This is a genomic window from Planctomonas sp. JC2975 (genome assembly GCF_012985205.1).
Classification (GTDB): Bacteria; Actinomycetota; Actinomycetes; order Actinomycetales; family Microbacteriaceae; genus Humibacter.
The window spans coordinates 262,506-284,100 of record NZ_JABEKS010000002.1; the positions used below are offsets into that span (position 1 = coordinate 262,506).

Genomic DNA, 21,595 nt, shown 5'->3' on the forward strand with positions numbered 1-21,595 from the left:
GCGCATGAGCACCGACAGCATCCGCAGACGACGCACCGCGCTGACGCTTGCCGCCGCCCTCGCTGTTCTGGCGTTGATCGCGGGCTGCGCTCAGATCCCGCGCACCAGCGCCGTCAAAGAGGTGGGTCCGATCACCGAGCAGAACGACGGTCTCGGACAGGTCGACTTCCTGCCGAGCGGACCGCAGACCGGCGCCACGCAGGACGACATCCTGCGTGGGTTCATCCAAGCCGCGGTGTCGCCCCAGGGCGACTACCAGGTCGCGCGCGAGTTCCTCACGACCGGTTATCAGAGTCGCTGGAATCCCGACGCCTCCGTCACCGTCGACACGGCGTCGGCGCGCACATACTCCACAGTGGACGCGAACCAGAAACAGCTCACGCTGGCGCCCACCGCGTTCGTCGACGCCGACGGGACCTACAGCCGAGCCGAGTCGCCCACCGACATCACGCAGCAGTACTCCTTCACGAAGGAGGGCGGCGAGTGGCGCATCTCGAAGGCGCCGAACGGCGTCGTCATCGACAGCTCGCGGTTCACGAACGTGTTCGCCGCTCACCTGCTCTACTTCTTCAGCCCCGACCTGAACTTCCTGGTGCCTGACCAGCGCTGGTTCCCGAACTCGCCGGCGTCGCTGCAGACGCGCGTCGTGAAAGAGCTGGTCCAGGGGCCCGCGAAATGGCTGGCCGGCGCCTATGTCAGCGCGTTCCCGCAGGGCTCGCAGCTCACCTCGGATTCGGTCACGGTGACAGGAGGCGAGGCCGACGTCGACCTCAACAGCACGGCGGGCACGGCCGATGCGCCGACCCTTGCGCGCATGCAGCTGCAGCTTTCCGAGTCGCTCAGCTCCGTCGCGGGCATCAACGACGTGCGGATCTCGTTCGAGGGTGTGCAGCGTTCGGTGCCCAGCGCGCTGACCCCATCGCCGACGAACGACCCGAGCGTGGACACGAACGCGCTCGTGATGCGCGGAGGAAAGTTCGGACTCCTCTCCGGCGCCGGCGTGACGGAGATCCCGGAGATCTCGGCCAAGGTCGAAGGGCTGTCGCCGTCGGCCGCGACGCTCTCCGCCGACCACCACAGCGCGGCCGTTCTGGCATCCGATGCCGCCTGGCTGGTGCGGACCGGCGACGATCCCATTCGCTTCGACGCGCGACCGGGACTCGTCGCTCCCACGCTCGATCCGTCGAACTACGCCTGGAGCGCGTCGGCCGGAAAGCCGTCCGAGTTGGTGGTCATGGGCGCCAACGGGACCCCGACGGCCCTCACCGCCGCCTGGCCGGACGCGCAGACCATCGTGGCCATCGCCATGTCGCGCGACGGCACCCGTCTGGCTGCACTCGTGCGCACCGACAGCGGCATCGACATCCAGGTGGCCGGAGTCGTGCGCACCGCCACCGGCCGACCGGAGAGTGTCTCGACGCCGATCGACCTCGGTACCGTCTCCGGCGGGACGGCGACGTCGCTGACGTGGCTCGATGATCACACGGTCGCCGCCCTCGCCAGCGGATCGAGTGGTGACAGCACGATCGACGTGCAGTCGATCGGCGGTGAGGCGACGCCGGAGCCCGGCCCGACCAACGGATCCTCGATCGGACCGGTCGGCGCGACCCCCTACTACTGGGTGCTCACCGACAGCGGGTCGCTGCAGTGGCCTCGTGGAGCCGGATGGCAGGAGCGCATCGACGGCGTGCAGTTCATCGGCCAACAGCTCGGCAAGCCGCAGTAGCCCGCACACTCCCAGCCGGCGCGATCGTCAGTTCAACCGGCGTCACTCGTCCTCCCCAGAACTCGGGTGCCGAGCAGGCATCACCGATGCGACAGCGCGTGGTCGGCGTGGCACGCCGTCGCATCAGACTGTCCAGATGCCGAATATCGACGCGGCCACCGACCATGCCGCCGCTCCGGGCCGCGGATCCCGCCTGCGGTCGGCCTTGCTCGATGCCCTCGCCGTCGTCGCTCCGACGTCATGCGCCGGCTGCGGCGCCGCTGACCGATCCCTCTGCGAGGCGTGCGCCGGCCGCCTGTCGCCGTCGGTCAGGACCATCGACCTCGACGATCTGACCGTGGCCGCCGCATTGGACTACGACGGTGTCGCTCGCTCGGCGATCGCAGCCTTCAAAGACGGCGGACGCACGGATACCGCACCGCACCTCGCCGTAGCCTTCTCCGCCTCGATCGAGGCTGCACTCCAGCAGTCCGTGGTACCTCACCGATCGTCCCTGCACCTCGTCACGGTCCCGTCGTCGCGTTCCGCCCACCGCGCTCGCGGATACTCGCCAGTCGGCCTCCTCCTCGGGCACCTGGGCCTCAGGGCCGAGCCCATGCTCGGTGCCCGTCGACAGGCGGCTGATCAGGTGGGGCTCTCGCCGGACTCGCGCAGAGAGAACCGATCGGAGTGGCTGGAGGCGAGGCACGCGGTAGCGGGGGAGCGGATGCTGCTGGTGGACGACATCCTCACAACAGGGGCAACACTCCTGGAGGCGAGGCGGGCACTGGAATCGGCGGGCGCCATCGTCGTCGGAGCCGCTGTGTTGGCCAGGACTCCGCGGCGGAATGCTGCGTGACACGCCGGCATGACGAACAGAACGGGCGCTTCAGCGCGAAAAAAGCCGTGATCACGCGCCCCGTGCGCGACACCGCTTCGTCACATGGCGTTCACCTCGGATATGCCTGGTGACATCCACGGTGGGCCGGTCTACGGTAGGGGAAAAGGTGTCGGTCCAGCCGCCCCTTCCGAACGGGTGACGGCCGCACCGGAAGCGGAGGTCGCCATGGAAATCAACATCTTCGGACTCGGTGTGGGCATCACCGATCGCTTCCGCGAATACGCGACCGAGAAGGCCGCGAAAATCGGATCGCTCGCTGAACGCGCCCTCTCGCTGGAGATCAAGGTCTCCCGTCACAACGAGAAGTCCGGAGGTCAGAACGGCGACGACCGCGTCGAGCTCACGCTCATCGGTCCTGGTCCCGTCGTTCGTGCCGAGGCCACCGCTGCGGACAAGTACGCGGCGTTCGACCTGGCGATCGGGCGATTGCTGGAGCGCGTGCGACGCGCCAAGGATCGCCGCAAGATCCATCGCGGACTGCATCGTCCGCCCTCGGTGCGTGAGGCGTCGACGGTCGGGCTCGGCCGCGTCGACGTCACACCGGCACCCGTGACGGTCCTCGAACAGGTGCGCACCGGAAGCGTCCCGGTGGTGGACGACGTGCAGCAGACCGAGGAGGCAGAGGAGTACTGCCCGGTCGTCATCCGCAAGAAGGTGTTCGCGTCCGTGCCGATGACGGTGGACGACGCCCTGTATTACATGGAGCTCGTCGGTCACGACTTCTACCTCTTCATCGATGAGGAGTCGGGACGTCCGTCGGTCGTCTACCGACGCAAGGGCTGGGACTACGGCGTGATCGGACTCGACGAGGACGCGGAAGAGCTCCAGGAGGTCGCGACGGCGTCGCGCAAGCTCGGCCGCGGCTGAGGGCTTCCGGCGGGGCGGAGCCACGAAGAGTGGCACCGCCCCGCCGGATCATGTCCGGCCCCGGACAGGCGGACATCTCGACGCTCCGCGTGGCGGCTGCACCGTCGGCCGAACGATCGCGGGAGTGCTCCTGATCCGGCTCCCTGTGGCCGGACTGGGCATCGCTCGCATGGTGAGCAGGCGCCGTCGCAGCGCCTGAAATCGGGCCCGGTGGGCGATCTCACCCGGTCCATCGCGACGGCCGGAAGGCACGCGGCGCACGCACAGCAGTCGTCCGGCATCCTCAGGTCACAGCCCGGTAACATGGGTGGCGTTGTCGCCCCGCGGGCGGCACGCGTCCACCCGGGACGACGGACGCCGACGGCGTCTCCCACGAACCATCTGGAGTGCATCAGTGGCCTCAGTTCTCGAAAAGGTGCTGCGTGTCGGCGAGGGCCGCACGCTCAAGCGGCTCGAGGCGTATGCCCGTGCCGTGAACGCGCTCGAGGAAGACTTCCAAGCCCTCACCGACGAGGAGCTGCGCAACGAGACGGTCGAGCTGCGCGAGCGGTACCTCGGCGGGGAATCCCTCGACGACCTGCTGCCCGAGGCGTTCGCTGCGGTGCGTGAGGCATCCGTCCGCACACTCGGAATGCGGCACTTCGATGTGCAGATCATGGGTGGCGCGGCACTGCACCTAGGAAACATCGCCGAGATGAAGACCGGTGAAGGAAAGACGCTGGTGGCCACCACCGCGGCCTACCTCAACGCGATCGCCGGCCGTGGGGTGCACATCATCACCACGAACGACTACCTGGCCAGCTACCAGGGCGAACTGATGGGCCGCGTGTTCCGCGCCCTCGGCATGACGACGGGTGTCATCCTCGCCGGTCAGACGCCGGACGAGCGCCGCGAGCAGTACCTGGCCGACATCACGTACGGCACGAACAACGAGTTCGGATTCGACTACCTGCGCGACAACATGGCGTGGCAGGCATCCGACATGGTGCAGCGCGGACACTTCTTCGCGATCGTCGACGAGGTGGACTCCATCCTCATCGACGAGGCGCGTACCCCGTTGATCATCTCCGGACCGTCGAGCGGCGAGGCCAATCGGTGGTTCAACGAGTTCGCCCGCCTGGCCACGCGGCTGGAGCCGGAGGCCGATTTCGAGGTCGATGAGAAGAAGCGCACGGTCGGTGTGCTGGAGCCCGGCATCGCGAAGGTCGAGGACTACCTCGGCATCGACAACCTCTACGAGTCGGCCAACACTCCGCTCATCTCCTTCCTGAACAACGCCATCAAGGCGAACGCGCTGTTCAAGCGCGACAAGGACTACGTCGTGATGAACGACGAGGTGCTCATCGTCGACGAGCACACCGGCCGCATCCTGGTCGGACGTCGCTACAACGAGGGCATCCACCAGGCCATCGAGGCCAAGGAGGGTGTGCCGGTCAAGGCGGAGAACCAGACGCTGGCCACCGTCACGCTGCAGAACTACTTCCGCCTCTACAAGAAGCTGTCCGGCATGACGGGTACCGCCGAGACCGAGGCGGCCGAGTTCATGTCCACCTACAAGATCGGCGTCGTGCCGATCCCCACGAACAAGCCCATGATCCGCAAGGACATGCCCGACCTCGTCTACAAGAACGAGGAGGCCAAGTTCAACCAGGTGGCAGAAGACATCCTGGCGCGCAACAAGAAGGGTCAGCCGGTTCTCGTCGGCACGACGAGCGTGGAGAAGAGCGAATATCTCTCCCGGCTGCTCGCGAAGAAGGGCGTGCGGCACGAGGTGCTGAACGCGAAGAACCACGCGCGTGAGGCCGCGATCGTGGCACAGGCCGGCCGCCTGGGCGCCGTCACCGTCGCCACCAACATGGCCGGCCGCGGTACGGACATCATGCTCGGCGGCAACGCCGAGTTCATCGCCGTCGCGGAGATGAACTCGCGCGGCCTGAATCCGGTCGAAACGCCGGACGAGTACGAGGCGGAGTGGGACGCCGTCTTCGACCGGGTGAAGGCAGCCGTGAGCCAGGAGGCCTCCACGGTCGTCGAGGTCGGCGGTCTGTACGTGCTCGGCACAGAGCGGCACGAGTCCCGGCGCATCGACAACCAGCTGCGTGGCCGCTCCGGCCGTCAGGGCGACCCTGGCGAGAGCAGGTTCTACCTGTCGCTCACCGACGACCTGATGCGCCTGTTCAATGCGGGCGCGGCCGAGAGCCTGATGGGCCGCAGCAACGTCCCAGACGACCTGGCCATCGAGTCGAAGGTGGTGAGCCGCGCCATCCGCTCCGCCCAGTCGCAGGTGGAGGCGCGCAACGCCGAGATCCGCAAGAACGTGCTGAAGTACGACGACGTGCTCAACCGCCAGCGCGAGGCGATCTACAGCGACCGCCGGCACATCCTCGAGGGCGACGACCTGCACGAGCGCGTTCAGCAGTTCCTCGAAGACGTCGTCGCCGAGGTGCTCGAGCAGCACACCGCGGAAGCGAACGCCGACGACTGGGACTTCGACGCTCTCTGGTCCGACCTCAAGGTGCTGTATCCGATCGACATCTCGATCGACGAGGTCATCGCGGAGGTCGGCAACAAGGGCCGAGTGAACCGCGACTACATCAAGCGCGAGATCCTCTCCGATGCCCGCCTCGCTTACGGGCGTCGTGAGGACCAGCTGGGATCGCCGGCCATGCGCGAGCTGGAGCGTCGTGTCGTGCTCTCGGTGATCGACCGCCGCTGGCGCGACCACCTGTACGAGATGGACTACCTCAAGGACGGCATCGGCCTGCGGGCCATGGCGCAGCGCGATCCGCTGGTCGAGTACCAGCGCGAGGGCTTCACCATGTACCAGCAGATGATGGGCGCGATTCGCGAGGAGTCCATCGGGTTCCTCTTCAACCTCGAGGTCGAGGTCACTCAGGCCGCGGGCGAGATCACCGAGGTCGAGGCCAAGGGTCTGACACCGGCCGCGAACGAGCAGCAGCGCCTGAGCTACTCGGCGCCGAGCGACGACGGCAGCGTCGAAGTGCGCAACCAGCGAGGCCAGATCGACAGCGCGGCATCCGATCGCGCCGAGCGCGCCCGGCGCAGGCAGCTCGCCGCTCAGCAGGAGGACGTCGCCACGCAGCAGCAGCAGGGCGCATCCCGTGGGGCGTTCGGACAGCGCGACGATGCCGGCGACGCCGCGCCGCAGAATCGCGCAGAGCGACGCGCACAGGAGCGCCGCCGCCGCTGATCAGCTGCATCGTAGACCTCCTCGATGAGGTCGACTATGAAGGGGCCCCGGCGGTGATGACACCGCCGGGGCCCCTTCGCGTGCACGTGTCACCTCATGGCGTGCATTCGAACTTGGCGTCCGCCCAGTCCGCGTTGTCGTGTCCGTTGCCGTCTCCGGCATCGCCGACGGTCAACGTGAGCACGTGCACACCGGTGATGTCGACGGACAGCGCGATCGGTGCGGCAGAGCCCGCGATCGTCGGCGTCTGCTTCAGGAGTGTTCCGTCACCGTAGACCTGGAAGTCGACCGAGCCCTTGCCGCCGGCACCGACATCCAGACCGACGATGCTCGAGAACGAGGTGCACGCCCCTGGAAGCGTCAGCGCGACGGTGCTGATCGAATTGACGCCGACGCCCTTCTCGTACGTCGTACCGGCGAGCGTGATCGGACCGCCGCCCACGCTCACATCGCGTCCGATGGTTCCCCAGCCGCTCACTGTCGAATCCCACGGGAGATCACTGATGTAGTGCTCTCCCGCGCTCTGCACCGCGAGCGCGACGGTTCGGCCCGTCGTCGTCGACGATGCGGCCTGCGAGACCGAGCTGATCGCGGCGATCGCGTAGCTGCCGGATGCGACGTCCTCGGGCACGCCGACCGTCCAGGTCATCGTTGCCGATCTGCCCGGCACAAGGGGCGACGTGGTCGTCGGGCCCGAGGGGTCCAAGGTCCAGCCCGCCGGGAGGTCGAGCGAGGTGGAGACGCGTGCCGCCGCTCCCGAGTGGTTCGTGACGATGCCGGTGAGGTGGATGGTCGTCCCGCCCCTCACGACGCCTGTCATGTCGGAGGCGAGCGAGTCGAGCGTCACGCTCGACGGCAGCTTCGGCGGCCCGTACACGGATGGGCTGAAACCCGGCGCATCGTTCATGGTGAGCGGAACGCCTCCGCGAACAGTCCCGAGATCCGTCAGACGCACCGCTTCGAGTGCGTTGGCGGCACCGCCGTCGCTCGTCACGGCGAGTGCGACGGTGTTGCCGCCACGAGGGTTCAGGATGCCGTTCGGCAGAACGAACGTGTGCTGAGGTCCGACGTTCGCGATGTACTGACCGACGTTCCAGCCGTTCACGTAGATCAGTGCGCGGTAATCGCCGCCGGATCTCGGAGTCGACGGATCGCCGATCGTGAGGCCGAGCGATGCGTCCTCGTTTTTCGGCACGTTCAGCGCGAAGGTCGTGCGATACCAGGACGTGCCTGGCACGGCGGACGCCGCGGGCAGCGTGGTCGTCGGCCACGACGAGTCGGGGAACCCTGGCAGGTACCAGCCCTTGCGCTCGCCGTACTGGCCGCCGACGTTGTTGATGCCGCGCGCTGCGTCGACGACGTCCTCGCCGCCGAGGTCGCCCTGGATCTTCCACGCTATCGGCGTGGTGGTCGCGCCGCTCGGCCCGCTGGTGGTGACGCCGATGAGACCGCGTCCCTCCTTCTGCGCGTCGTTGACGCCGCCGTCCTCGTTGTGTCCGTCGTTGCGCACCATCACCGAGAGCTCGTGCTTGCCGGTGCGCAGGCTCTCCGGAATCGTGAACACCGCAGTGCCTGTGGTGGGTGGTGCACTCGCCCCGGAGGCGAGCACGTTCTGGCCGAGATACACGCCGTCGAGCCAGGCTTGCAGCATGCCCGCTCCGCCGCCTCCGTAGTTCAGGCGCAAGCTCGTCGTGTCTGCCGACCCGGTGTACCTCCCGCGGTACCAGACGTCGCCCTGATGGAAGCCGTAGTCGTCTGCCGTGAGAACCGGTCCGCCGCTCGGCGGCTTGGTGGTGCTCGTCGTTGAGGTCTTGTCTGCGGTGGCCCACGACGAATCGTCGAATGTCGGGCTGGCTTCCGGCGTACCCGAGGCGAAAGACCATCTCGCCTGCGTCAGATCGGGAAGTGTCACGGCGGCCGCACCGACGAGCGGGCTCGAGGCGTCCAGATCGCCGGATGCACCCGCCGCGGTGGTCACGGCGTCGCCGTTCCACGTCACGGCGTTCACGTCTGCCGGCGCCCACACCTGCAGGTCGCCGGCATCCTTCGTGTCGCCGGTGAGCTTCAGGGTGAATCCCGAGACGGATGCCGTGCGCACCAGTTCCGGCCCGCGCTCCAGCACGGTGCCTGCGGCCGTGTCCTGCTGCCAGAACGTGTCGGCGGTGTCCTGGTCGGCGATGAGCAGCGTGAACGGGCTGCGTCCGCCTCCGCTGATCCGCACCTGGGCGAGACCGGAGTGCGTGTAGTCCAGCCGCAGGTCGCCCGTCGTCTGATCGTAGTCCGCCGTGACATCGCCGGAGAGCACGGTCACGTCGGGTGCCGACGAATATCGCAGGACCGTCTCGCCGCTTTCGCCGTTCCGGCCGTAGAGCAGCGCAAGGTCGCCGTCCGATCGGTGCACGTGCGTCATGATCTCCGACGTCGAGTAGACGAGGTGCTGGCCGTCCATGTCGTAGTCGGCGATGAGCATTTTCGCGTCTTGACCGTTGAGTCGGAGCGCCCCCGCCTGCGGCACGGTGTACGTGCCATCCGAGGTCGACAACGGGAAGGTGAAGGAGTCGTCCGTTGTCGCGTTGGAGGGGTTGTGCACCGCGAAGTACAGGTGCGTCCCCGTGTCGGGGTTGACGTCGTTGTAGACCTTCACCTTGGTGGACGACGGCGCCACCCCATCCGATTTCTCCAGCTTCGTCAACGGTGCCACGCTCTGCAGGAACAGCCCGAGCTCCTTCATCGTGCTGGCCTTGGGACGAATCTGCCTTGCCTCGTCGATCGCGGCACCGTAGTCGTACGACGTGTAGACCACGGGTGCGGGGAGCCAGCCCCACGAGGTCCCGCCGTACGTCATGTAGAAGTTCTGGATGCTCAGGCCGTTGGCGATGTTCGTTCCGTAGAACACGCGCTCGTATCCGGATCCCTCCCGCTGTGCGGTGCAGTCATATGTGCCGACGCTGCCCCAGTAGTCGAACCAGCCGCCACCGAACTCGGCGGCGAAGCCAGGAGTCTGCGGCGACGCGCTGGACCCGCCGGTGGCGCCGCCGGTCCCGTAGAGGCCCCAGTCCGGAGCGACGGAGGGTGTTCCCGCCGTCCCGTTCGAGCTGCAGGATCCGCCCGGATATCCGTCGAACGCGTAGAGATCGGTCGGTCCCGCCACGGTGCCGGCCACGCTCGAGCTCTGCGGCACCCAGATTCCGTTGCGGCCCTTGTCGTTGTGAAAGATGGGCACCTCGATGCCGTCGGCTCGTACCTTCGCGTAGAGGTGGTTCATGTAGTTCTTCTGGCTCGTGCTGCTCGACGCGAGCTCGTTCTCGATCTGGTCGAGGATGACCGTGCCGCCGCCGTCCGTGAGCTGGTGCTTCTTGAGGATCGCGTCGATGTGGGTCAGCCAGTCGTCGGCCGCGGCCAGGTAGTCGGGCGCATCGCTACGAGCCTTGCCGGCGACCTGCGTGAGCCATCCTGGGAAGCCGCCGCCATCCGTCTCTGCATTGATATAGGGCCCGGGCCTGGCGATCACGTACAGGCCGACCTGCTGGGCCATGTCGAGCAGCTTGTCGACGTCACGCACGCCCGAGAAGTCGTAGACGCCGGCTTTGGGCGAGTGGTACGCCCAGTCGAAATAGATGGAGACGGCGTTGTAGCCCTCCGCCTTGAGCTTCTGCAGCACGTCGAGCCAGAGGCTCGTGCTCGGCAGCCGCCAGTAGTGGAACTCCGCCGACCAGATCATCGTGCGGTGCCCGTCGATCATCAGCGAGTACTTGTCGTACGTGATGGTGTGCGCCGGTGCTGCATCGGTCTTCGCCACGGGGGCGATGCCCTCAGCGCCGCCCGATGCGCTGAAGATCATTCCGACGGCGAGCGTCGCGGCGACCACTGCGCCCCACGCCCTTCTCGATGTTGCGCGTGCCACTACGTCCTCCCCATTGAGACATAGATTTCGGCCAAAACGGCTCAGAGCACACCGTATCCGCACAGCTGATTCCTGCACAATGCCCAGAATCGCACATGTTCGAACATGACAGATAGCGAAGACCTACGCCGATCCGGCGCAGAGCAGGGAGTGTCTCTCGTTTCGCCTGCGCTTCGCGACCCGCTCCGGCCAGCCCTACAGCACGCTGATCGCGGATGCCCGCCAGCGCCGATCGAGACCCTCGAGACGAATGGCAACGGCGCGCACGCGCACCGGGTTGCGCACGATGACCGTCGCCTCGATCACGCCGTCCCGCGGCTCGCAGAGATGCGTGCTGAGCACACTGAGCGCCGGCCGCACGGCCACCTGACCCTTCACCCGCCTGGCTCGCTCGGCGAGCACTGTCCTGTGCAGCAGCGTCGCGTAGACGTCGTCGGTGACCCAGCGCATCAGCTGCTCGAGGTCCCTGGCGCCTGCCAGCACCTCGAGGATGCAACGCGCGAGGTTCTCGATCAGCGGCTGCGGGTCAGGGAGATCGCCGCGACGAGACGGCTGCGCCATGAAGTAGTCGTCACCGAAGCCCTGACGCAAGGGGACGCGACCAATCGATCCGTCGCTGCGACCGTCCTTCTCCGAATACCGGTCGGGCTCGGGCAAAGGCGTCGACGCCTGACTCATCGCGGCACTCCCTGTGGTCGGGACGGAAAGGCGGGCCTGTGCCCCCGCCTTCGGGGGGGTGTTTCGGCAGCACTCAACCAGCGGCCAGACAGGAGCGTCCACGGCGTTCGTGCCCTGTTGACAACTGAGCTCGCCGCCGCAGCTCAGGCGTTACGGTGTCCTGTCATGCGCTGGGACAACCTCTTCGATGACCTCGAGAGCCAGCTCGAGCACGAGCTCGGTGTGGACGATCTCGAGTTGCGTGTCGAAGAGGAGCGGTTGCGGCTCGGACGTCTCACGTTGCGCAGCCGCCTGCGTGCGGCATCCGAGACGGCGGGCAGACGTCCGGATCCGTTGCACCTCTGGCTGATCGACGGCAGCGATGTTCGTCTGCGTCCGACGACGTTCGGGCGCGACTGGGTCTCGGGCGAATCGGCAGCGGATGCGACGGGCGGCGGCGTCGCGCGTACCGCCGGCCCTCGCGTCATCATTCCGCTCGATGCCATCGCCTCGATCGTCCTCGATCCCGGTCAGCTCGAACGCAGTCTCACCGCCGAGCCGGACCCCGATGCCGTGCGCCCCGGCGGCCCGTCGCCCGGCCTCATCGATCGACTTGGCCTGCCTTTCGCCCTACGGGATCTGGCCAGACGGCGCGCTGCGGTCTCCGTGACGACCGTGAGCGCGACGATCCACGGCACGATCGACCGTGTGGCTCGGGACCACTTCGACCTCGCGGTGCACGAGCGCGGGACACCGCGGCGCGCGAGCAATGTTCGCGGCGTGCGGATCGTTCCCATGGCATCCGTGGTGATCGTGCGGCTCTGAGTCGCATGCCGACAGACACGTTCGAGCGCTGACGTGCCACCGGACGCACGGCGGTGCGTCGATCAGTCCTCGCCGTGCCAGATGATGCGGCCGCCGGAAAGCTCGGGGATCGACGCCAGATCCGACTGCTCGAACAGGGCTCGACGCCTGGTCTCCTCGTACATGGCGGTGATGTACGCCTCGAGTTCCACCCGCTCGATGCGCCAGGCTCCCGGCCGGCCGACACGGATGGCCGGCAGTTCTCCGGTCTCGAGGAGGCCGATCACCTCGGACGGGGCGACATTGAGGATCTCCGCAGCGTCGGCGACGGTCAGGAAGCGCGTCACATCGTCCGAGCGGTCGGCGGTCATGCCTTCGATTATGGCGGGACGGGCTCCGCCGCCTCCGCGGTGTGGATAACTTTCCTACGACTTGCCCAGGATCGGCACGATGGTTTCACGTGCGGCCGCGGAATGCCGCTGAGTGCGGCTGAGCGGACGCTCAGGAAGCGTCGACGAGGAGGAACATGAGCGGGTCAACGGGCGCGAGACCGCGGAGGTTCTGGGTCGATCCGAGATTCGCCGTCGGCATCCTGCTCATCGTTGCGTCGGTCGTCGGCGTGAGCGCGCTGCTCTCCGTGCAGAACCGCACGGTTCGGGTGTACGTCGCCAGGAGCACCCTCGTGGTGGGCGACGTCGTGCACGCAGGCGACCTCACTGTTGCGAACGTGCGGGTCCCGGCATCCGACCGCTACCTCGCAGAGGGTGCGTTGCCGGACGACGCCGTGGTCACCCGTTCCGTGCGCGAGGGCGAGCTCGTGCCGGCGAAGGCGGTGAGCAGCACGGTGCAGGCCCGGTTGACGAGCGTCGTGGTGACGGCATCCGGTCCGGTCGCGGCCTCCGTGAGCGCGGGGACAACGGCGGATGTCTGGGCCGCCCACACGGCGAACGACAAGAACTACGCCCCGCCGCTCGTGCTCGTCTCCGGTGCAGTGGTCGTCTCCGTGTCGCGCGACGACGCGCTGGTGTCGGGGCGATCGTCCGTAGCGGTCGAGTTGAGGGTGCCGGCGAGCCGCGTCGCCGCTGTGCTCCAGGCGATCGCTGACGGCGAGGCCATCTCCGTCGTGCCCGCCAGCGCGGATGCCGCCGCGTCCGCTTCCGACGCATCCTCCGTGTCGCGCACCGCGACTCCTGCGCCGACCCCGTCTGGGCCGCATTCGTCAGGGGACGACGCGACGGGCAGTGCAGGATGACCGCGGTCGCCCTGTGTCTCGACCGCCGCACGCTGGAACGGGTGGCGGCGGAGGCGACGGCATCCGGTCATCTGATCGTCGCGCGCACGTCGACCGGCAAGGAAATCCTCGCCGCGGTCGCCGCGCAGAACATCGAGGTGGCCGTTGTCGGCGGTGCGCGCGGGCGGCTCTCGGCAGAGGTCGTCGCGGCGTGCGACCGCGCTGGCGTGCGGCTCGTCGTGCTGGTCGCCGGTGAGTCGGAGCGTCGGCACGCGCTCTCCGTAGGCGTCTACGACGCCCTGGATGCGAGCGCCGAGTGGCCGGCCATCGAGCCGTCTTTGCGCGGGGTGCGCGTCATCCCGTCGCGTGCCGGTGGCCCGGTCGGGGTCAAGGACGAATCGCGGATCATCGCCGTCTGGGGGCCGGCCGGCGCTCCGGGACGCACCTCCATGGCGATCACGATCGCCGCGGAGCTCGCAGCACTCGGCCACAGCGTGGTGCTCGCGGACGCGGATCCCTACGGAGGCGCCGTGGCCCCGGCTCTTGGACTCCTCGACGAGGCTCCCGGATTCGCCGCGGCGTGCAGACTCGCCGCATCGGATGCGCTCAGCCACGACGAGCTCGTCCGAGTGGCTCAGCGATACGCGAGCCCACGCGGCGCCTTCTGGGTCCTCACCGGCATCGGACGAGCCGCCCGCTGGCCCGAACTCACCGCGGATCGCGTGGAGCGCGTGCTCGCCCAGTGCCGCAGCTGGGTCGATTACACCGTCGTCGACCTGGGGTTCAGTCTGGAGACTGACGAGGAGATCACCAGCGACCTGTTCGCTCCCCGTCGGAACGCGGCAACGCTCACCTCGGTGCAGGCCGCAGACGACGTGGTCGCCGTCGGGCTCGCGGATCCGGTCGGCCTCTCGCGCCTGCTGCGCTCGTTCGGTGATCTGCTGGAGACCGCACAGGAGACTCCGCCCCATGTTCTCGTGAACAGGGTGCGGGCATCCGCGGTGGGATCGAATCCGTTCGGGCAGGTCGCCTCGACATTGCGGCGATTCGGGGGAGTCGAGCCGGCGGCGCTGATCCCGGACGACCCGATCGGATTCGACCTCGCCGTGCTCTCCGGTCGCACGCTGCGCGATGCGGCACCCAAGTCGCCGGCTCGTGCGGCCGTCCGCCGATTCGTCGAACGGGAGCTCGCACCGACGCCCGAGCCGCAGCACGGCCGCCGACGCCATGCGGCCAGACCTCGGCCCATCGTCGAGGGCGTGACCGGCAGCGCGCGTCCCTAGACTGAAGCGATGTCAACACTCAGTGATCTCGTCGTCGCGCACGGCCGTTCGACCCCGGAGGACATCGAGTGGTTGCACCTCCTGGTCGGTGACTGCCAGCTGCTCGCCGACCTCGCGTTCGCCGATATCGTGCTCTGGGTGCCGACGGATGACGGCTTCATCGCGGTCGCCCATTCGCGTCCGTCGAGCGCCGCGACCCTGTTCTATCGGGACTTCGTCGGTCAGTCCATCCGTGCAGAGTGGAAGGGCCTCGCCACCGAGGCGTTCGACACCGGCGCGATCGTGGATTCGCACGCCCCTGACTGGTACGAGGAGATGCCCACCAGGGTGCGCGCCATACCTGTCTTCCGTCGCGTTTCGGCATCCAGCGCCAAGGTCGTCTCGACGCCTATCGCCGTGATGACCCGCCATACGAATCTCAGCGAAGCGCGCACGCCCAGCCGCCAGGAGCTCACCTTCAACGCGTGCGCGAACGACCTGTTCAGCATGATCGCCACAGGCGACTTCCCCGACCTCGGGGCTCCGTCCGGTCCGCGCAGGGGCGCGCCGCGGGCATCCGACGGTCTCATCCGCCTCGACGTCGACGGCGTGACCACCTTCGCCAGCCCGAACGCACTCTCGGCGTTCAATCGCATGGGATTCACGGAGGAGCTCGAGGGGGAGTCGCTCGCCGTCGTGACGACCCGACTGCTGATGGGGAACTCCGTCGTCGACGAATCGCTTCCGCTCGTCGTCACGGGTCGCGCACCCTGGCGTACGGACATCGAGGCGCGCGGTGTCACGGTGTCGCTGCGCACGATCCCGATCCGCACGCACGGCGAACGGACTGGCGCGATCGTGCTCTGCCGCGATGTCACGGAGATGCGCCACCAGGAGCAGGAGCTCATCACCAAGGACGCGACGATCCGCGAGATCCACCACAGGGTGAAGAACAACCTGCAGACGGTGGCATCGCTGCTGCGCATCCAGGCGCGCCGAACGCACTCCGAAGAGGCCAGGGATGCCCTCGGCCAGGCGATGAGGCGCGTGGCCGCCATCGCCGTGGTCCACGACACCCTCTCAGAGGGTCTCGCTCAGATCGTGGACTTCGACACCGTGTTCGATCGGGTGCTGCTGCTGGTCGCGGAGGTCGCAAGCACGCACAACACGACGGTTCATCCGAAGTCCTCCGGAAGCTTCGGCGAGCTCCCGAGCGAATACGCGACGCCCCTCGCGCTTGCCCTCACCGAGCTCGTGACGAACGCCGTCGAGCACGGTCTCGCCGGCCGGTCCGGCGAAGTGGAGATCATCGCCGACCGGTCGCCTGAGATGCTCACCGTGAAGGTGAAGGACAACGGTTCAGGGCTGCCGGAGGGCAAGGTCGGAGACGGCCTCGGCACGCAGATCGTTCGCACGCTTATCCAGGGCGAACTGAGCGGCACCATTGACTGGCACACCATGGTCGGTTCGGGAACCGAGGTGACCATCGAGGTGCCGCTGCGCTACCTGCGCAAGGCGTGATCGGAGAGCATCGCCTCGCGCTCGGGAGCGCCTGCCGATCGGGTACCGGTGGTCCGTCGACGAAGAGCCTCTGGAGTCAGGAGGCGCGGCGGGCGCGAGCTGCGCGACGCTTGAGTGCGCGGCGCTCGTCTTCGGAGAGTCCGCCCCACACACCGGAGTCCTGACCGGTCTCGAGGGCGTACTGCAAGCAGGTCTCGGTCACGGTGCACCGGGCGCAGACTGCCTTCGCCTTTTCGATCTGCTCGACTGCCGGCCCCGTGTTACCCACCGGGAAGAAGAGTTCCGGGTCGGCTGTCAGGCAGGCGGCTTTGTCGCGCCAATCCATGAGGGTGCTCCTTATTTGTTGCATGCGTCATCAGACGCGGGCATGGCCGAAGGCCAGATTCGGGTAAGCGCCGAGTCTCAGGGCCGTGACTTCACGGGACCGAAACCCGACCGGTTCCGATCCGATCGACGTGGTCGTTGTACAACCTCGCCGAAGAACGATTACCTGGTGGACTGCGATCCTGGAAGACGGACGCCTGCCCACCACCCTGTGAGCGTCAACTCGACTTGGAAATGCTCGCATACTGGTAGGGCCAAATCAAGAGTTTCGAATGGGATAACGCTGTGAACACAGACCGGAAACAGAAGCCCGATAATGGCGATGACCGGCCCGAAAAGTCGTTTCCTGTGCTACTCGGATGTCTCGTCGCGCTTCTGTCGCTCGAGTCGTTGTGCCTGATCGCGGTCGTGATCTGGCTGAGCATGCAGGCGGCGCAGACCGCGGCATCCGACGTCCCGACGGGCCTTGCGCTGCTGATCATCGCCGCTTTGTGTGCGGTGTGGGTGGTGCTGACGACGGTGGGGGCTGCCCGCCGCCGCTCGTGGATGCGCGGCTCCACGATCACGCTGCACATCCTGGTGTTTGCGATCGCCATCGGCTCCTTCACGGGAGTGACGGCGGTCCCGGAGGCGGGATGGGTTCTGCTCATCGTCGCCGCGCTCGGGATCGGACTCGTACTCGCGCCATCCGTCACGCGCGCCACCGCTCGTCGGATCGATGCGCCGAGCGTTGACGACGACTCGTCAGCATCGACAACCCCACCGCCGGCCGAGCGCTGACGCGCAGTCGGCGATCCGGCGGTCGATGCAGGACTGATTCGGGCCCAGGCGCTCGGCAGCGGAGGGCGCTCAGGCGGCGAGACCGAGCTTCTTCCGAAGCGAGGCGACGTGCCCAGTGGCGCGAACGTTGTGCAGCGCGAGACGGATGCTCCCACTCCCGTCCACGACGAACGTCGAGCGGAGCACACCAGTGACGACTTTTCCGTACAGCGACTTCTCGCCGTACGCGCCGTAGAGCTTGTGCACCGTCAGGTCGCTGTCGGAGAGCAGCGGGAAGTTCAGGTGGTCCCTGTCACGGAACTTCGCCAGAGTGGCCGGCGCGTCCTTGGAGATTCCGAGCACCTGGTATCCGGCTGAGGCGAGCGAGTTGATGTTGTCGCGGAAATCGCACGCCTCCTTCGTGCACCCGGGGGTCATGGCCGCCGGGTAGAAGTAGACGACGACGTTCTGTCCCGCGAAGTCGTGCAGCGAGACCTCGTTGCCGTCCTGATCCAGGAGGGTGAAGTAGGGGGCGGTGTCGCCCTCGGCGAGGCGGGACGGGGTCGCAGACGTGTCGCTCATGTCTCAACGGTAATCGGTCGCCGCCGGATCCCTTCCGCTGTCCTGTGATGCCGTTCGTCACGCGAAACGCGGCAGCGAACGAGAGTCTTGGTGCGGCGCAGGCGCTGGACGGCTGTGGCGGATGCTACGCGCCGTCCGGTCAGGAGAAGGTGGCGAGAAGACGCTGCAAGGAGTCGAGGCGGGCAGGGCCGCGCTCTCCGAGTTCGCCGGCTTCCACGGCGTCGATGATGGCGCAGTCGGGAGCGTCGGGCAGGTGCGTGCATCCGCGCGGGCAGTTCTCGGCGATCGCGGCGAGATCCGTGAAGGAACGCAGGATGTTGGCCCGATCCACGTGACCGAGTCCGAAAGAACGGACGCCAGGGGTGTCGATGATCCATCCGTCGCCGAAGGGGGAGCGGAGCCGGAGCGAGACTGTCGACGATGAGGTGTGCCGACCGCGGCCGGTCACCTCGTTGACGTGACCCGTCGCCCGATCCGCTCCGGGAACCAAGGCGTTGACCAGCGTCGACTTGCCGACGCCGGAATGGCCGACGGCGACCGTGTCGTGTCCGGCGAGAGCGCGGTACAGCTCGTCGAGCGGGATCCCCTCGACTGTCCCACCGGTGGTCGAGAGGAAGACCGGCAGGTCGAGTCCGGCGAAGTTCTCCAGGAAGGGTGCTGGATCGGCGAGGTCGGTCTTCGTCACGCAGAGCAGGGGAGCGATTCTCGCATCGTAGGCCGCGACGAGGTAGCGGTCGACGAGGCGCGTGCGCGGCTCCGGATTGGCCGCAGAGACCACGATGAGCATCTGGTCGGCGTTGGCGACGATGATGCGCTCCACCGCATCCGTGTCGTCGGCGCTGCGGCGCAGCAGAGTGCTGCGCTCCCTGATGCGGACGATGCGCGACAGCGTGCCCTCATCGCCGCTGACGTCGCCGACGAGATCGACGCGATCACCGGTCACGACGGCCTGCTTCCGCAGCTCGCTGGCGCGCGATGCGATCGCCTCGTGCTCGTCAGCGGTGTCCTCGTCGATGAGCACCGTGTAGCGGCCGCGGTCCACGCCGAGCACGCGAGCGACGACGGCGTCCTCGTGCTCCGGCCTCGTCTTCGTGCGTGGACGGTTCCCCTTGGGATTCGGGCGCACGCGCACCGACGTCTCGTCGTACTCGTCGTACGGCGTGTCCTCCTCGTCGTCGGTGTCCCACCAGCTCACGCGACGGCGGTCCTCACCCGGCGATCCCGTCGACGGAGGGGGCGGATCCGGATGACGCGACGAGGTCGCGCCACAGGGCGGTGAACTGCGGGAGCGTCTTGTGCGTCGCCTCCACGCCGTGGATCTCGACGCCCGGTACGGCGAGGCCGATGAGGGCGCCGCTGGTCGACATCCGATGGTCGTCATAGCTGCGCCAGACGCCGCCGTGCAGCGGCCTTGGCGTCACGCGCAGGCCATCCTCGAGCTCTTCGACCTGGCCGCCGAGGCCGTTGATCTCCGCGGCCAGCGCCGCCAGGCGATCCGTCTCGTGGTGCCGGATGTGACCGATGCCGGTGATGGTGCTGGGCGAATCCGCCAGGGCAGCCAGTGCCGTCACGGTCGGCGCGAGCTCGCCGCCGGCCGAGAGGTCCAGCTCCACACCGCGGATGCCGTCGCCACCGAGCACGGTGAGCGAACCGTCAGAGCGCTCCACCCTCGCGCCGAACGCGGGAAGGATGTCGGCGAGGTGGGCGCCGACCTGGGTCGTGGCATCCGGCCATCCCGTGATGGTGACCGTGCCGCCGGTCACGAGCGCTGCAGCGAGGAACGGTGCCGCATTGGAGAGGTCGGGCTCGATGTCGACGTCGCGACCTCCGATGGCGCCTGGCACGACGATCCACTCGCCGACGGACGGGCTCTCCACGTCGACACCGCGGCGGCGCAGGGCGTCGATCGTCATCTCGATGTGCGGGAGGCTGGGCAGTCGCTCGCCGACGTGCTTCAGGTGCAGGCCGTTCTTGAATCGCGCAGCCGAGAGCAAGAGGGCCGAAACGAATTGGCTGGACGCCGAAGCGTCGATCTCGATGGTTCCGCCGGTCACGACGCCCGTGCCGTGCACGGTGAAGGGCAAGCCGCCGCGGCCCGAATCGTCGATGTCGACGCCGAGCGCCCTCAACGCCGTCACGATGCCGCCCATCGGTCGACCGCGCGCGGAATCCTCTGCGTCGAAGACGGTCGGGCCGAGTCCGAGGGCTGCGACAGGTGGCACGAACCGCATCACCGTTCCGGCTTGGCCGCAATCGATCGTCGTGCTCCCGGTGATCTCGCCGGGTGTGATGAGCCAGTCGGATCCGAATCCGCCTGACCCCTCGCGGTCCTCGATCCGAGCGCCGAGGGCGCGCAGGGCGCTGACCATGTTCGCACTGTCCTTGGAGTGCAGGGGTGCTCGCAGCAGGGACGGGGCATCCGCCAGCGCGGCGAGAACGAGCTCGCGGTTGGTGATCGACTTCGAACCCGGAAGCGAAAGGGTGGCGCGCAGGGGCGCGTCGGCCGTCGGAGCGGCCCAGAGCGTCGGGGGCTCCTCCGGACGGTTGTCGCCGTACGGATCGAAGTCCGGTGCGGAATATTTCGAGATCAGCATCGATTGTCAAGAGTAACGATCTTGCGAGATCCCAGGCCGGAAGGCTTTGGCTTCGCGAGAGTCGAGACCCAGTCGAGATGCTTAGCCGAGAGGAGCACACGGATGCCGCAGGCACTGCTGAGCGCACCCGTCACCTCGTCGACGCACCGCCTCACGGCTCAGGCCGTCGCGGGCATCCGTCGCTCGGAGAGCCCGAAGGTGCCCGTCCTAGACTGGGGCGTGATGTCGACTCCAATCGAGGGATCCACCCCGGCCGAGAATTCAGCTGACCAGGGATCGAGCCAGGATCTGGGCGCGCTGTTCGAAGAACAGGCGCTGCCGTTCATGGACCAGCTGTACGCGGCGGCGCTGCGCATGACGCGCAACCCCGCCGACGCGCAGGATCTCGTGCAGGAGACGTTCGTCAAGGCATACGCCGCGTTCGCCCAGTTCAAGCAGGGCACGAACCTGAAGGCCTGGCTGTACCGCATCCTGACGAACACCTTCATCAACACGTACCGCAAGAAGCAGCGCGAGCCCTACCAGAACGCCATCGACGAGCTGGAGGACTGGCAGCTCGGTGGTGCGACGTCCACGACTTCGTCGAGCTCGCGCTCGGCGGAGGCGGAGGCGATCGACCACCTCCCCGACTCCGACGTCAAGAACGCACTCCAGGCCATACCGGAGGACTTCCGTCTCGCCGTGTACCTGGCCGACGTCGAGGGCTTCTCCTACCAGGAGATCGCCGACATCATGAAGACGCCGATCGGCACCGTGATGAGCCGTCTGCACCGTGGCAGACGCATGCTCCGCGAGCTGTTGACGGATTACGCGCACGAGCGCGGCCTCAGTGCCGTTCGAGACAGCGACGCCGTTCCAGACAGAGGTGCGGCCGCGTCGGCGAGAACGGTCGACCCGAAGGTCAGCGCCGTGCAGAACACCGGGAGCACCAGATGAGCGACTGCGGCTGCGACAAGGCCAAGAAGGACATCGAGGAGTACCTGCACAACGAACTGCAGGCCGACGACGCCGCGGACATCCGCGAGCACCTCGCCAACTGCGACGACTGCCAGAGCGAAGTGCACGTCGGAATAGTGCTCACCGAAGTCGTGCAGCGAGCTTGCAAGGAGACCGCTCCCGAGCAGCTGCGCGTGCAGGTGCTGGCACAACTGCGGAGCATCCAAGCCACGCACACGTACTGATCCGCGTTCCGGTCCTCGCCCGCCACGCCCGGGCGTTCGACGGCGCATCTTGTGCGGTGCGGTGACCGCTGAGCGTGCTCGTCGTGCACCCA

Annotated in this window: 18 protein-coding genes; 11 read left to right on the forward strand and 7 right to left on the reverse strand. The window is 67.6% G+C overall.

Annotated features, from left to right (window positions below):
• Nucleotides 1-4: 4 nt before the first annotated feature.
• The 4 genes from HII28_RS14635 (at nt 5) to secA (ending at nt 6,684) form a co-directional block, all read left to right on the forward strand.
• Nucleotides 5-1,726 (forward strand): LpqB family beta-propeller domain-containing protein, encoded by a 1,722-nt coding sequence (locus HII28_RS14635; RefSeq protein ID WP_170026397.1) that lies wholly within the window; start codon nt 5-7, stop codon nt 1,724-1,726.
• 136 nt (nt 1,727-1,862) lie between these two features.
• Nucleotides 1,863-2,564 carry a phosphoribosyltransferase family protein gene (locus HII28_RS14640; protein ID WP_170026399.1) on the forward strand — a complete coding sequence of 234 codons (702 nt, stop codon included), beginning with the start codon at nt 1,863-1,865 and terminating at the stop codon, nt 2,562-2,564.
• Between the two features lie 207 nt (nt 2,565-2,771).
• Nucleotides 2,772-3,473 carry a ribosome-associated translation inhibitor RaiA gene (raiA, locus tag HII28_RS14645; RefSeq protein WP_170026401.1) on the forward strand — a complete coding sequence of 234 codons (702 nt, stop codon included), beginning with the start codon at nt 2,772-2,774 and terminating at the stop codon, nt 3,471-3,473.
• Nucleotides 3,474-3,867: 394 nt separating this feature from the next.
• Nucleotides 3,868-6,684, forward strand: a complete 2,817-nt coding sequence (secA, locus tag HII28_RS14650; RefSeq protein ID WP_170026403.1) for a preprotein translocase subunit SecA — start codon at nt 3,868-3,870, stop codon at nt 6,682-6,684.
• A gap of 94 nt (nt 6,685-6,778) precedes the next feature.
• Here the strand turns inward: secA and HII28_RS14655 are convergent, their stop codons facing one another.
• On the reverse strand, nt 6,779-10,588 hold the full coding sequence (locus HII28_RS14655; protein WP_170026405.1) for a beta-galactosidase: 3,810 nt from the start codon (nt 10,586-10,588) through the stop codon (nt 6,779-6,781).
• Nucleotides 10,589-10,783: 195 nt separating this feature from the next.
• Nucleotides 10,784-11,266 carry an Rv3235 family protein gene (locus HII28_RS14660; RefSeq protein WP_170026407.1) on the reverse strand — a complete coding sequence of 161 codons (483 nt, stop codon included), beginning with the start codon at nt 11,264-11,266 and terminating at the stop codon, nt 10,784-10,786.
• Nucleotides 11,267-11,431: 165 nt separating this feature from the next.
• Between HII28_RS14660 and HII28_RS14665 the strand changes: the two genes are divergently transcribed.
• On the forward strand, nt 11,432-12,070 hold the full coding sequence (locus HII28_RS14665; protein WP_170026409.1) for a hypothetical protein: 639 nt from the start codon (nt 11,432-11,434) through the stop codon (nt 12,068-12,070).
• Nucleotides 12,071-12,132: 62 nt separating this feature from the next.
• On the opposite strand, the gene HII28_RS14670 is transcribed toward HII28_RS14665, so the two are convergent.
• Nucleotides 12,133-12,420 carry a helix-turn-helix domain-containing protein gene (locus HII28_RS14670; protein ID WP_170026411.1) on the reverse strand — a complete coding sequence of 96 codons (288 nt, stop codon included), beginning with the start codon at nt 12,418-12,420 and terminating at the stop codon, nt 12,133-12,135.
• Between the two features lie 155 nt (nt 12,421-12,575).
• Here HII28_RS14670 and HII28_RS14675 point away from each other — a divergent pair, with 155 nt between their 5' ends.
• The 3 genes from HII28_RS14675 to HII28_RS14685 are packed head-to-tail and all read left to right on the forward strand — an operon-like array spanning nt 12,576 to nt 16,063.
• Entirely contained in the window at nt 12,576-13,301 is a 726-nt protein-coding gene (locus tag HII28_RS14675) for a hypothetical protein (RefSeq protein WP_170026413.1), read from the forward strand.
• Nucleotides 13,298-14,563, forward strand: a complete 1,266-nt coding sequence (locus HII28_RS14680) for a regulator (RefSeq protein ID WP_170026415.1) — start codon at nt 13,298-13,300, stop codon at nt 14,561-14,563. The genes HII28_RS14675 and HII28_RS14680 overlap by 4 nt, the downstream gene beginning before the upstream one ends.
• Nucleotides 14,564-14,572: 9 nt before the next feature.
• On the forward strand, nt 14,573-16,063 hold the full coding sequence (locus HII28_RS14685; protein WP_170026417.1) for a histidine kinase N-terminal domain-containing protein: 1,491 nt from the start codon (nt 14,573-14,575) through the stop codon (nt 16,061-16,063).
• A gap of 76 nt (nt 16,064-16,139) precedes the next feature.
• On the opposite strand, the gene HII28_RS14690 is transcribed toward HII28_RS14685, so the two are convergent.
• On the reverse strand, nt 16,140-16,388 hold the full coding sequence (locus HII28_RS14690) for a WhiB family transcriptional regulator (protein WP_146322482.1): 249 nt from the start codon (nt 16,386-16,388) through the stop codon (nt 16,140-16,142).
• A gap of 347 nt (nt 16,389-16,735) precedes the next feature.
• Here HII28_RS14690 and HII28_RS14695 point away from each other — a divergent pair, with 347 nt between their 5' ends.
• A complete protein-coding gene (locus tag HII28_RS14695; protein WP_170026419.1) occupies nt 16,736-17,167 on the forward strand; it encodes a hypothetical protein in 432 nt (143 codons plus the stop codon).
• Nucleotides 17,168-17,236: 69 nt separating this feature from the next.
• Here HII28_RS14695 and bcp read toward each other — a convergent pair whose 3' ends face one another.
• From bcp to aroA, 3 genes are all read right to left on the reverse strand, one after another.
• Nucleotides 17,237-17,728 carry a thioredoxin-dependent thiol peroxidase gene (bcp, locus tag HII28_RS14700; protein ID WP_170026431.1) on the reverse strand — a complete coding sequence of 164 codons (492 nt, stop codon included), beginning with the start codon at nt 17,726-17,728 and terminating at the stop codon, nt 17,237-17,239.
• 139 nt (nt 17,729-17,867) lie between these two features.
• The gene (rsgA, locus tag HII28_RS14705) at nt 17,868-18,923 is read right to left on the reverse strand and encodes a ribosome small subunit-dependent GTPase A (protein WP_170026433.1); all 1,056 of its coding nucleotides are present in this window, start codon (nt 18,921-18,923) and stop codon (nt 17,868-17,870) included.
• Nucleotides 18,924-18,936: 13 nt separating this feature from the next.
• Nucleotides 18,937-20,322, reverse strand: a complete 1,386-nt coding sequence (gene aroA / locus HII28_RS14710) for a 3-phosphoshikimate 1-carboxyvinyltransferase (RefSeq protein WP_170026435.1) — start codon at nt 20,320-20,322, stop codon at nt 18,937-18,939.
• Nucleotides 20,323-20,544: 222 nt separating this feature from the next.
• Between aroA and HII28_RS14715 the strand changes: the two genes are divergently transcribed.
• Both HII28_RS14715 and HII28_RS14720 read left to right on the forward strand, forming a co-directional pair.
• A complete protein-coding gene (locus HII28_RS14715) occupies nt 20,545-21,258 on the forward strand; it encodes a sigma-70 family RNA polymerase sigma factor (RefSeq protein WP_205864989.1) in 714 nt (237 codons plus the stop codon).
• Nucleotides 21,255-21,503: a zf-HC2 domain-containing protein gene (locus tag HII28_RS14720; protein ID WP_170026439.1), complete on the forward strand. Its 249-nt coding sequence runs from the start codon at nt 21,255-21,257 to the stop codon at nt 21,501-21,503. The genes HII28_RS14715 and HII28_RS14720 overlap by 4 nt, the downstream gene beginning before the upstream one ends.
• Nucleotides 21,504-21,595: the final 92 nt, after the last annotated feature.